Consider the following 12,028-nt stretch of genomic DNA (forward strand, 5'->3'; position numbering starts at 1 on the left):
ACGATGGCTGAAGCGTTAGTGAAAAAGAAACTGATGTTAGAAGGTTTAGATTGTGCGAATTGTGCAATGAAAATTGAAAAAGGTGTTGGGAATATAGAAGGAGTAAATTCTTGCTCTGTAAACTTCGCAACAAAGACAATGATCTTAGAAACAGCACAAAATAAAGAAAACGAAGTTGTTACGGAAGCAAAACAACTCGTTACAAAATTAGAACCGCATATTAAAGTGCAAGAAGAGCAAAAAAATAAAATTGCTAAAGAAGTATTTATATTAGAAGGTTTAGATTGCGCGAACTGTGCAATGAAAATTGAAAATAAAGTGAAGGAAATGCCAGCTGTCTCAGAAGCAACTGTTGATTTCGTATCGAAGAAACTACGAGTAGAAGTTGCGAATAAAAGAGAACTAGAAGCAACTGTAGCAAATATAACAAATGTCGTTCAAAAGTTAGAGCCAGATGTGAAAGTTGTTCGTGAAGAGAAGAACGGTCATGACCACGGACATAGTCACGATCATGGTGAAGCAAACGTGAAAAAGATGGTAGGGAGATTAGTGGTCGGCGGAATTTTGACAGCAATTGCTGCATTAGCGAGCTTACCACAAATGGTAACAATTCCGTTATTCGTCCTTGCTTATTTATTAATAGGTGGAGATATCGTTTGGAGAGCGGTAAGAAACATAACTCGCGGCCAAGTATTTGATGAAAACTTCTTAATGGCAATTGCAACTGTAGGAGCCTTTGCAATTCAGCAATATTCAGAAGCCGTAGCAGTAATGCTATTTTATCAAGTAGGAGAACTATTCCAAAGCATTGCGGTAAACCGCTCTCGAAAATCAATTACTTCATTAATGGATATTCGTCCTGATTATGCGAATGTAAAGATTGGGAATGAAACGAAACAAGTATCACCAGAAGATGTACAAATTGGCGATTATATTATCGTTAAGCCAGGTGAGAAAGTACCATTAGACGGAAAAGTAATTGAAGGAACATCAATGGTAGATACTTCAGCATTAACTGGTGAATCTGTACCACGTGAAGTTGAAGTTGGAAATGATGTATTAAGTGGCTTTGTGAACCAAAACGGTGTATTAACAATTGAAGTTACAAAAGAGTTTGGTGAATCAACTGTATCGAAAATTTTAGATTTAGTTCAAAATGCAAGCAGTAAAAAAGCACCAACAGAAAACTTTATTACGAAGTTTGCGCGTTACTACACTCCAGTTGTAGTTATTACAGCGGCGATCATGGCGTTTATTCCACCGCTTATTTTAGAAGGGGCTACATTCTCTGAGTGGATTTATAGAGCTTTAGTGTTCTTAGTAATCTCTTGTCCATGTGCGTTAGTTGTATCCATTCCTCTTGGATTCTTTGGAGGTATCGGTGGTGCATCTAAAAGTGGTGTGTTAGTAAAAGGTAGTAACTATTTAGAAGCTTTAAATGATGTAAAATATATTGTTTTTGACAAAACAGGAACATTAACAAAAGGTGTTTTCAAAGTTACAAAAATGGAACCGAGCGAAGGTACTACAAGCGAAGAGTTATTAGAGTATGCGGCATTTGCTGAAGTGTATTCTAACCATCCAATTGCCCAATCTATTCGAAAGGCATATGGAAAATCAATTGATGAAAAAATAATCGATGATTATAACGAAATTTCTGGTCACGGTACAGTCGTAAAAGTACAAGGAAAAGAAATTTTTGCAGGTAATGCAAAATTAATGAGAAAAGAAAATATTGAATTTAAACAACCAGAAACAGTAGGTACATTAGTTCACGTTGCTGTAGATGGAAAATATGCAGGTTATATTGTTATTTCTGATGAGGTAAAAGAGGATTCGAAACAAGCGATTCAAAAGTTAAAAGAACTAGGTATTAAAAAGACAGTAATGTTAACTGGTGATGCAAAAACAGTTGGTGAAGCTGTCGGTAAAGAATTAGGCTTAGATGAAGTTCATGCGGAATTACTACCGCAACAAAAAGTAGAAGAGATTGAAAAAATTGATGCAGCGAAGCATGGAAAAGAAAAAATTGCCTTCGTTGGTGACGGTATTAACGATACACCAGTATTAGCCCGTGCAGACGTTGGTATTGCGATGGGTGGTTTAGGATCAGATGCAGCAATTGAAGCGGCAGACATCGTTATTATGACTGATGAGCCTTCAAAAATTGCGACAGCTGTAAAAATTGCAAAACGCACAAGAAGTATAGTGTGGCAAAATATCATCTTTGCTTTAGGTGTAAAAGGGATCGTTCTATTACTTGGTGCCTTTGGTATTGCAACAATGTGGGAAGCTGTTTTCTCAGATGTTGGTGTGACACTACTTGCAGTGTTAAATGCAATGCGTGTATTACGAGTGAAAGATTTATAAAAAAGAGGACGCAACCTGCGTCCTCTTTTTTATTGGTTATTTTGTTGAAATTGATTTAATAAAATAATATCAAATATTATTTTACTTTCAAATAATATAATATTAAAATTTACAAATAAAAAACATTCGTCGTATTATTTTAATATATTTTTTACAAATATCCATATAGTATTGAAAAAAACAGAGAAGGAGAAACTTCTCTGTTTACTTTTGTATGTTTTTTTCAACTTGTTCTCGAACAGTTTGAATGTAATTCATTTTATGATCCCAACATTCTTGGCTTAAATCGACAGGATACTCTTCGGGATTTAAAGTTCGCATGTATTCTTCCCAAAATAGAGCGAGACTCTGTTCATTATATTGTTGAATATCTAATATACTTGGTAGTTCATATGTTCTTTCACCGTTAACGAAAATGTCTTTATGGAGTTCACGGGCTTCAAAGTTTGTTACGAATTTACTTATATATGTGTGAACTGGATGGAACATTTTTAAGCGCTCTTCTTTTCCAGGTTCTTCAGAATCTAACGCAATATAATCGCCTTCTGCATGATCGTTAATCCGATTGATAATACGATAAATTCGTTTCAGTCCTGGAGTGGTAATTTTTTCAGGATTAGATGAAATTTTAATCGTATCATTTAATTTTCCGTCAGTATCTTCAATTGCAACTAGTTTGTAAACAGCCCCTAATGCAGGTTGCTCAAAGGACGTAATTAATTTTGTCCCAACACCCCATACGTCAATTTTTGCCCCTTGAGATTTAAGGTGCATAATTGTGTATTCATCTAAATCGCTAGAAGCGATAATTTTTGTATTTGTAAACCCTGATTCATCTAGTAGTTTTCGTGCCTTTTTCGATAAATAAGCCATATCACCACTATCAAGACGTATACCATAGAAATCAATACGATCCCCAAATTCTTTTGCAACACGAATTGCATTTGGAACACCAGATTTCAATGTGTCATATGTATCAACGAGAAAGACGCACTTCTTATGAGTTTCAGCGTATTTCTTAAACGCAACGTATTCATCGCGATATGCTTGAACGAAAGAGTGAGCGTGTGTGCCAGCTACAGGGATCCCGAAGCGTTTCCCAGCACGAACGTTGCTTGTAGAGGAGAAACCACCAATAAAGGCAGCGCGTGTCCCCCAAAGGGCGGCATCGAACTCATGGGCACGTCTTGTGCCGAACTCTAAAAGCTCATCATTACTTGCAGCATGTTTCATACGAGCAGCTTTTGTTGCAATTAATGTTTGGTAATTCACAATATTTAAGAGGGCGGTTTCAATAATTTGTGCTTCACCCAGTGGTGCATCAACACGTAATAAAGGCTCGTTATTAAATACAACTTCACCTTCTTGCATACTGCGAATCGTCCCAGTGAATTTCATATTTTGTAAATAATGAAGGAATTCTTCTTCAAATTTTAATTCTGCTAAATAAGCGATATCGCTTTCAGTAAAACTGAAATTTTCTATGTACTCTACAATTTTCTCAAGGCCAGCAAAAACAGCGTAGCCGTTCTCAAATGGAAGCTTTCGAAAATATAAATCAAAAACAGAACGGCGATTATGAATACCATCTTTCCAATATGTATAAGCCATGTTGATTTGATATAGGTCTGTATGTAAGGCATAACTATCGTCTTTATAATGAGTCATCGCGAGAACACCTCCATAATTTGGTTATAGTATACCAATTTTTCACCATTCGTAGCAAAGAAGAGATATTGAAGTGAAGTCAAGAGAGAAAAAAATGAAATTATGCATATTTTTTAGAAAATTTATATTTCTCAATTTATATTTCTCCAGATTTTATGTATTATTAGAGTAATGGGGTAATGAGAATGGAGGAGGACAATGCAACAAACATTAGAAAAAATAGGCAAACAAGTCTTTTACAAACGGCTTCAGCAAAAAATGACACAAGAAGAATTATGTCAGGGCATTTGTTCTGTCTCATACTTAAGTAAGATTGAAAATGGAAAGATCGAAGCATCAGAAGAAATTCTACAATTGCTCTGCACAAGACTAGAAATTGCCGTGACGGATTTGAGAGATGTAGAAGAAGATGTGAAGGGGAAGCTGGATGAATGGTTAAATGCACTAGTTCATTTAGACAAGCAACAAGTAGAACGTATATATGAAGAGTTGCAAGGTGAAATGAAGCATGTGTTGGATTTTGAAATTATAAATTATTATAAACTGCTGTATACACGTTATTTAATTATGAAAAGGGATTTTCCTGCTGTCGAAAAAGAGTTAGAGAGCTTAAAGAAGATGTACAAAAAGTATTCACCATTCCAAAAATTATTATATACGTATAGCAAAGGGTTATATTATTTTTTACAACATAGATATAAGAAGGCATTGGAGTATTTGACTCGAACAGAAGTAATGGCAAAGGAACAAGGTTATCATGAGAATGGAATATATTTCAATTTGGCTCTTGTTTATAATGAATTAGAAGTTGAACATATGACTTTACATTTTGCTAATGTAGCAATGGAAGGATTTAAGAATGAATATAAATTCCGTTATGTGATAAATTGCCAGTTACTTATTGCGTTGAGTTATATACAAAAAAAACAATATAATGAAGCACTATCTATTTATAATAATATTTTGAGGGAAGCAAATTCTTTTGCTGATAAAGAAAGTATAACAGCTATTGCTTTAAATAATTTAGGCTTCTTGTACTATAACTTAAAAGATTATTCAAAAGCAAAAGATTATTATTTACAATGCCTAAAGTACAAAAAGGAAGAGGATTTAAATTATATTGATGCAGTGTATGAGATCGCTTTGCAGTGTATTGAATTAAAAGAATTTGAAGAAGCGAAAGATTGGATTAATAAAGGAATAGATGTTGCCAAGAGGGATGAAAAGTATAAAAGTATGCTATATATACTTTCAATGCTTAAGAATAAATACTTTGAAACGAAAGATGTTTATAAAAGATTTTTAGAAGTTGAGGCAATCCCATTTTTTAGAGGCGAAGAAAATAAAAAGGAATTAAAAATGGTGTATTTAGAACTAGCAGGATATCACGAGGAATTACTAGAATTTAAGGAAAGTAATAACTACTATAAATTAGCAATTAATTTATTAGAAGAAAAGGGAGGAAAATAATATGAAAAAAATAATTATTGGTGCTTTGGCTTTGGTAGCTGTATTAGTGGTATTGGAACCGCAATATGCTTGGACATCGGATATTTATGGTCAAGGAGAAAAAGTAGTAGAATTAATAAATTCTTAACAGAAACCCCTTTCCAATCGGAAAGGGGTTTTTCAATATTTGTTCCTCAAAATTCTACAAAACTTGAGAAAATAATTATTTGAATTTTTAGTATATTAATAGTGGAAACATAATGCTAATATGAAACTACTCTTTTTCAAAAAAATTTTTTATTAGGGGGAAGGTTCATGAAAAAGAAAAGTTTAGCGTTAGTGTTAGCGACAGGAATGGCAGTTACAACGTTTGGAGGGACAGGCTCTGCATTTGCGGATTCTAAAAATGTACTCTCTACGAAGAAGTACAATGAGACAGTACAGTCACCTGAGTTTATTTCTGGTGATCTAACTGGAGCGACTGGTAAGAAAGCAGAATCTGTTGTGTTTGATTACTTAAACGCAGCAAAAGGTGATTACAAGCTAGGGGAAAAGAGTGCGCAAGATTCTTTCAAAGTGAAACAAGTGAAGAAAGATGCTGTAACTGATTCAACAGTAGTACGTATGCAACAAGTTTACGAAGGAGTACCTGTATGGGGTTCTACTCAAGTAGCTCACGTAAGTAAAGACGGTTCTTTAAAAGTATTGTCTGGAACAGTTGCACCTGATTTAGACAAAAAGGAAAAGTTAAAAAATAAAAATAAGATTGAAGGCGCAAAAGCAATTGAAATCGCGCAGCAAGATTTAGGGGTAACACCGAAATATGAGGTAGAACCAAAAGCGGACTTATATGTATATCAAAATGGTGAAGAAACAACATATGCATATGTTGTAAATCTAAATTTCTTAGATCCAAGTCCAGGAAACTACTACTATTTCATTGAAGCAGACAGCGGTAAAGTATTAAATAAATATAATAAATTGGATCATGTAGCAAATGAAGATAAATCACCAATTAAGCAAGAGGCTCCTAAACAGGATGCGAAAGCAGTAGTAAAACCTGTAACAGGAACAAATAAAGTAGGAACTGGTAAAGGTGTATTAGGAGATACGAAATCACTCAATACAACATTATCTGGCTCATCTTACTACTTACAAGATAATACGCGCGGAGCAACGATTTTCACATATGATGCGAAAAATCGTACTACATTGCCAGGAACTTTATGGGTAGATGCAGATAATGTTTTCAATGCAGCGTATGATGCAGCGGCAGTAGATGCTCATTACTATGCAGGTAAAACATATGATTATTATAAAGCTACATTTAATAGAAACTCTATTAATGATGCAGGGGCACCTTTAAAATCAACAGTTCATTACGGAAGTAAGTATAATAATGCATTCTGGAACGGCTCACAAATGGTATACGGAGATGGAGATGGTGTAACATTCACTTCATTATCTGGTGGAATTGACGTAATTGGTCACGAATTAACGCATGCTGTTACGGAAAATAGCTCGGACTTAATTTATCAAAATGAATCAGGAGCGTTAAATGAAGCGATTTCTGATATCTTTGGTACTTTAGTAGAATTCTATGATAACCGTAACCCAGATTGGGAGATTGGTGAAGATATTTACACGCCTGGTAAAGCGGGAGATGCGCTTCGCTCTATGAGTGATCCAGCGAAATATGGTGACCCAGACCATTATTCTAAGCGTTACACTGGTACTAGTGATAACGGTGGGGTTCATACAAACAGTGGTATCATTAACAAACAAGCTTATTTATTAGCAAATGGTGGTACGCATTCGGGTGTAACTGTAACGGGCATTGGTAAAGATAAGTTAGGTGCGATTTACTACCGTGCAAATACACAATATTTCACGCAATCTACTACATTTAGCCAAGCTCGTGCTGGTGCAGTACAAGCTGCAGCTGATTTATATGGTGCGACTTCTGCGGAAGTAGCGGCAGTTAAGCAATCGTTTAGTGCTGTTGGTATTAACTAAGGATTTAAAGGATAGCTATTAATAAAATACCTCAAAAATAAAGAAGGAGCATAGGCTCCTTCTTTATTTTTTTCTCCATTTTTTCCACAAATAATATAATCCGATACAACCTGCGATTGTCACAATCCACTTCGCTTCATTTGTTCCGTTCATGACTTGGTATGCCGAATATACTTCAATCAATAATGCCGGTATTTTACCTATTGTACTGGCAATACTGAAGGAGAGTAATGACATTTTCCCTAGAGCTGCAAATAAAGTCACGATACTTGATGGGATGAAAGGTATCAATCGAAACGATAGAACGAGTAGAAAGGCCTCTCTACCTTGTACATAAAGAAGACGCTCTACCTTTGGGTGCTTATTTACTTTATCGTGAGTGAACTTTTGAAGGCCTATGCGGTAAATATAAAACGAGATAATAGCCCCTAAGGCCTCACCTACGATCGAAATGATTGTGCCATTTGTTACACCGAAGAGCTGTATATTAATGGCGGTTAAAAAGATGCTAGGAATAACGCCTAAAAGACTAATGATGATGTTAATTAAGATACTAAGTGGAATTGCGATTGAATAGTATTCTGTTAAGAAATTTTGAATCGTTTCAGCCATTGTTTAAAATCCTTTATCTTTTTTTGCATTACACCATATTTCGTTTGTATAGGCAAGGGTAAATTTACATAATGTAGAAAAACGTTGATAAGAAGGGGGCTTTATACCTTATATGGGTATTGGGTATATGAAAATAGGGGTATTTTAAAATATTTTGAAAAACACTATAAAAACCTTTGTATGAAAGAGTTTTATAGTTATGTTATCATTGTTTTTATATGGGAAATAATCATAAAATATAGGGGGTATATATTATAAAAGTCGAAAAATAGAGGATTGATGAAATTGCGCGGGTAAATATGGAAAAATAGATGAAAAAAATGAAAACTGATAGATTTTTTCGTTGTGAAATTGACTTTTAGTGAAGTTGCGATAATAATCATGAAAGAGGTGATATGATGAAACGAATAAGTAGTCTTTTCTTGAGTGGTTTATTGGCACTAATGCTGATCTTAAGTGGATGTGCAGGAAAAGAACAAAAAACAGAGAAACAAACAGGGAATCAATCGACATCAGTAGAAAAAATTAGTGATAATATTTTAGATGAAATGGAAGGGCCACCTAAAAATGGTCATACGATTGAAAGACATGTAGGCAAATCAGAAGAAGATTTGAAGAATCGCTTGAAGACAGATAAAGTATCAGCAGCAAGTACATACTATGACAAGGAAACAGCAACGAAAGCTGTAAAAGATAGTTTGAAGCAGCATGATAAGGAAATTCAAGACTGGTTAAAAAATTCTAAAGAGGCTCGTCTCGTATTAAATACAACACATTCATTCCCGGTTGGAAAAACGGTAATAAAGAAAAATATGAGTGTAAAAGACAAGTTGGTAAAAACTGTTACTGTTTTAGCAAGAGATAAGTCAGGAGAATTAGGGTTTAAGATTATTACTTCTTATCCATCTGATAAATAAGAAGGGGGAGTACATTATGTATACGACATTACAATACTTTCTTAAATCGTACTGTACGTTAAGTATTCATGAGGATGAAATAGTAAGCGTGATGGAAGAGTTTATTGAACAAGAAGACGAAGAAATCGTTTTGAAATTACGTGATGAATTAATAAATATGAAGAAAAAGAACGTGTGGGAAGAGGCGTGTGTATTAGCTGCGAAGGAAGGGAATCGTATGTGGTCTTTAGAAGAAACGAAAGACCATCTTGAAACTTTTTTACTATTACTGCAAAAGAAAAAGGCGTGATTAAATCACGCCTTTTTCTTTATGCTATTCGGTTGATATTATCTATTCTTTTGGAGCGCTTTTATATACGCTTTTTGAAATTTGTCCATTTGATATTACTGCCCCGTTTTGTGTTACTTTTTTATACGTAACCGCTGTGATTTTATCACTAGTCCTACTAATTACTTGAGAAGAAACTTCAACATTTTTACCAGTATTTGTACCGAAAATGCGTGTAGTAATACTACCTCCATTTGAAAATGCTTGAATATAAATATGATTGCCCGTATTATTTTTAAATTTTAAATCTGGACCATAATCTGCTACTGCTGCATCTTGCCCAAGTGGTAAATAATTTACCGGCATAGAATGATTGCTTCGAGAAACAATGCCTAAATCTGCCCTTAAAGCTGCGCTGTATAAAGTACTACTGACTTGGCAAACTCCTCCGCCTGCACTTTGTATTACTTTACCTTGTGAATATACTGCTGCAGATTTATAACCATGTGCAGCATCAGTTACGCCAACGCGGCCATTAAAACTAAATGTTTCATCAGGTGCGACAATAACCCCACTTAAAGTATTGGCTGACTTATTTACGTTAAATGATTGATTTCCGTTACGGCCGGCCATTGGAGTAGAATATTCAGCGATGACTTCTTTAATACCCATTTTCTGTATGTCTTCTGTAGAACGTTCTGGTTTTATAAATGTAACTGGCAATGTAACATCTGATTTACCAGTAGTAATAGCTTCGTTTGTTAAATCGTTTAGTTTCCCTTTATCAATTTTTTCTCCGTTTTGGCTTTGACTAACATTTACTGTTGAGCCTTCAATACTCAATTCTGCATTAACAGGATTTTTTAATGTTTCATTATATTTATCTTTTATAAAGGTTTCATAAGCTGTTGCATTTAATTGTGGTGTTAATTTATAGTCACGTTTTAATTCACCGTTTTCAGCTTGCTTACGCATTTTGTAACGATTCATTACGTTTCCTTCTTGTTCTTTGAAGATTTTGTCAATAATATCTTTCTCTTTATAATTTATCCCTAAATCTTTCCATGTGTAAGTTTGTTTATCGTTTTGGAATATGTAGGTAAGGGATTTTTGATCTAACTCAGTTACCTTTTGATTAATAATTGCTTGAATATCTTTCCTATTTTTTCCTTCGAGAGAAATACCTTCAAATGTAGTATTTGGTAATGCAGTAGTATTTAATTGATTATTTAATTTGGATACATATTGATATCCCCCAACACCGCCTACACAAAGTAATATGCCCCCAGCAATTGCAGAACCAATCAGTATTTTACTTAGCTTCATTTATTTCCCCCCAGAAATTTATGTATAAATATATGTATTACATTTTTTGTATAAAAATGATGAAAATAACATTATGTACGTACTAGTATACTATTATTTTCACTGTGTGTGTAATGTTTTCATAAAAAATGTTACATCGTTGTAATAATTGTCACTTCTTGTCACAATGTGTATGAAAAATATGTTGAAAAATATAATAAAAAGGCTGTCTAGAAAGATCTAGCAGCCTTTTTATTATAATTTTTTATGTTCATTTTTATTCGTAACACCGAGATGTTTTTGAAGGGTAGTTGAAATAGTGTCGACGCTTTTTTCATTTGGAACGTAATAATAAATACCACCTATATATTTATCTGTACCTTCTACTTGCATTTTTTCCATCTTTAAATTTGAATCCATTGAATTTTTTGTAATTGTCATCATATCATCAAACGTTAAATTGGTTTTTAAATCCTTATCGACAGCGTCTAGTAGGCCACCGATTTTATTAATGGAATTAAGAGATAGTGCCTTTTCAGCAATGGCCTCTAATACAAGCTGTTGTCGTTGGCCACGCATATAATCACTATCGATATGACGAGTTCTAGCTAGCGCCAATGCTTCTTCTCCATTTAAATGTTGACGTCCTTTTTTAAGATGAATTGCATCTGCTTCATCTTTACTATTTTGCTCTGTGAACTCAACTGGAACGTCTACAGTAATACCACCAAGAGAATCAACAATTTTAATAAAGGATTTAAAGTTGAATTTTACATAGTAATCAACTGGAACATCTAAAAAGTTCTCTACCGTATCAATTGTGCTGTCTACACCACCGAATACGTGCGCATGTGTAATTTTATCGTATTTATCACGTGATTTAATGTAGACGCGTGAGTCACGTGGAATGCTTACAAGTTTAACGGATTTATCGTTTTTATTAATTGTTGCAAGTAATAACGCATCTGTTCGAGTCGCTTTTCCATAACCTTTTTCCCTAATTTCACTTTCATCAACACCCATAATAAGTACGGAAATGTTGTCGGTCATAGGTTTAACAGCTTTTTCACGTTTGCTGGACTTATCTCCTCGACCTAGTTCAGCATAAGCATTATTTAAGACGGACTTTGCTTTACTGTATATATGGAAGGAGTAGCCTCCTGCTCCAAGTGCTACAATTAGTAATGGAATAAGAAGGAACCAAAGTAGGCGTTTTTTCTTTGAGCGTCCTTTTTTGGCTCGCGTATTGTTGTTCGTGTCGGATTTCATCATTTTTTCTCCTTTAAAACTATCAAAGTGTATACATTTAGAAGTGTATTCAAACACATAAAAAATATTTTACGCTAAATAAAAGCGATTGTACATGTATAAAAAATAGATGTCTTGATTATTTATAAGACACCTATTCGTTATTGTATACAAA

Annotated in this window: 10 protein-coding genes; 6 read left to right on the forward strand and 4 right to left on the reverse strand. The window is 34.2% G+C overall.

Annotation, left to right across the window (positions count from 1 at the left end; translation table 11 throughout):
- Positions 1–3 precede the first annotated feature (3 nt).
- The gene (locus tag ATL10_RS18075) at positions 4–2,370 is read left to right on the forward strand and encodes a heavy metal translocating P-type ATPase (protein WP_000796571.1); all 2,367 of its coding nucleotides are present in this window, start codon (positions 4–6) and stop codon (positions 2,368–2,370) included.
- 204 nt (positions 2,371–2,574) lie between these two features.
- Here ATL10_RS18075 and ATL10_RS18080 read toward each other — a convergent pair whose 3' ends face one another.
- Positions 2,575–4,038: a nicotinate phosphoribosyltransferase gene (locus ATL10_RS18080; protein WP_110497289.1), complete on the reverse strand. Its 1,464-nt coding sequence runs from the start codon at positions 4,036–4,038 to the stop codon at positions 2,575–2,577.
- 198 nt (positions 4,039–4,236) lie between these two features.
- Here ATL10_RS18080 and ATL10_RS18085 point away from each other — a divergent pair, with 198 nt between their 5' ends.
- The 3 genes from ATL10_RS18085 (at position 4,237) to ATL10_RS18090 (ending at position 7,503) form a co-directional block, all read left to right on the forward strand.
- Positions 4,237–5,508 carry a helix-turn-helix domain-containing protein gene (locus ATL10_RS18085; RefSeq protein WP_053565271.1) on the forward strand — a complete coding sequence of 424 codons (1,272 nt, stop codon included), beginning with the start codon at positions 4,237–4,239 and terminating at the stop codon, positions 5,506–5,508.
- Between the two features lies 1 nt (position 5,509).
- Positions 5,510–5,635 carry an NprX family peptide pheromone gene (locus ATL10_RS30970; RefSeq protein WP_000720172.1) on the forward strand — a complete coding sequence of 42 codons (126 nt, stop codon included), beginning with the start codon at positions 5,510–5,512 and terminating at the stop codon, positions 5,633–5,635.
- Positions 5,636–5,802: 167 nt separating this feature from the next.
- Positions 5,803–7,503, forward strand: coding sequence for a M4 family metallopeptidase (locus tag ATL10_RS18090; protein WP_000730376.1), 1,701 nt, complete (start codon positions 5,803–5,805; stop codon positions 7,501–7,503).
- 63 nt (positions 7,504–7,566) lie between these two features.
- On the opposite strand, the gene ATL10_RS18095 is transcribed toward ATL10_RS18090, so the two are convergent.
- Positions 7,567–8,115, reverse strand: coding sequence for a TVP38/TMEM64 family protein (locus ATL10_RS18095; RefSeq protein WP_061661012.1), 549 nt, complete (start codon positions 8,113–8,115; stop codon positions 7,567–7,569).
- Positions 8,116–8,513: 398 nt separating this feature from the next.
- On the opposite strand from ATL10_RS18095, the gene ATL10_RS18100 reads away from it, so the two are divergent.
- Positions 8,514–9,032 (forward strand): RNase A-like domain-containing lipoprotein, encoded by a 519-nt coding sequence (locus ATL10_RS18100; RefSeq protein WP_000822706.1) that lies wholly within the window; start codon positions 8,514–8,516, stop codon positions 9,030–9,032.
- 16 nt (positions 9,033–9,048) lie between these two features.
- On the forward strand, positions 9,049–9,321 hold the full coding sequence (locus ATL10_RS18105) for a hypothetical protein (protein WP_000288806.1): 273 nt from the start codon (positions 9,049–9,051) through the stop codon (positions 9,319–9,321).
- Between the two features lie 42 nt (positions 9,322–9,363).
- Here the strand turns inward: ATL10_RS18105 and ATL10_RS18110 are convergent, their stop codons facing one another.
- Positions 9,364–10,626, reverse strand: a complete 1,263-nt coding sequence (locus ATL10_RS18110; protein WP_000777371.1) for a VanW family protein — start codon at positions 10,624–10,626, stop codon at positions 9,364–9,366.
- A gap of 234 nt (positions 10,627–10,860) precedes the next feature.
- Complete coding sequence (locus ATL10_RS18115; RefSeq protein WP_002153524.1) at positions 10,861–11,877, reverse strand: LCP family protein; 1,017 nt, start codon at positions 11,875–11,877, stop codon at positions 10,861–10,863.
- Positions 11,878–12,028: the final 151 nt, after the last annotated feature.

Source organism: Bacillus sp. 196mf, from assembly GCF_003217275.1.
Taxonomy (GTDB): domain Bacteria; phylum Bacillota; class Bacilli; order Bacillales; family Bacillaceae_G; genus Bacillus_A; species Bacillus_A thuringiensis_S.

Bases quoted from the DNA above. Each gene is read 5' to 3' on its own strand.
- ATL10_RS30970 (WP_000720172.1), top strand. From the start codon at position 5,510: ATGAAAAAAATAATTATTGGTGCTTTGGCTTTGGTAGCTGTATTAGTG.
- ATL10_RS18115 (WP_002153524.1), bottom strand. From the start codon at position 11,877: ATGATGAAATCCGACACGAACAACAATACGCGAGCCAAAAAAGGACGC.
- ATL10_RS18100 (WP_000822706.1), top strand. From the start codon at position 8,514: ATGAAACGAATAAGTAGTCTTTTCTTGAGTGGTTTATTGGCACTAATG.
- ATL10_RS18075 (WP_000796571.1), top strand. From the start codon at position 4: ATGGCTGAAGCGTTAGTGAAAAAGAAACTGATGTTAGAAGGTTTAGAT.
- ATL10_RS18105 (WP_000288806.1), top strand. From the start codon at position 9,049: ATGTATACGACATTACAATACTTTCTTAAATCGTACTGTACGTTAAGT.
- ATL10_RS18090 (WP_000730376.1), top strand. From the start codon at position 5,803: ATGAAAAAGAAAAGTTTAGCGTTAGTGTTAGCGACAGGAATGGCAGTT.
- ATL10_RS18085 (WP_053565271.1), top strand. From the start codon at position 4,237: ATGCAACAAACATTAGAAAAAATAGGCAAACAAGTCTTTTACAAACGG.
- ATL10_RS18110 (WP_000777371.1), bottom strand. From the start codon at position 10,626: ATGAAGCTAAGTAAAATACTGATTGGTTCTGCAATTGCTGGGGGCATA.
- ATL10_RS18095 (WP_061661012.1), bottom strand. From the start codon at position 8,115: ATGGCTGAAACGATTCAAAATTTCTTAACAGAATACTATTCAATCGCA.
- ATL10_RS18080 (WP_110497289.1), bottom strand. From the start codon at position 4,038: ATGACTCATTATAAAGACGATAGTTATGCCTTACATACAGACCTATAT.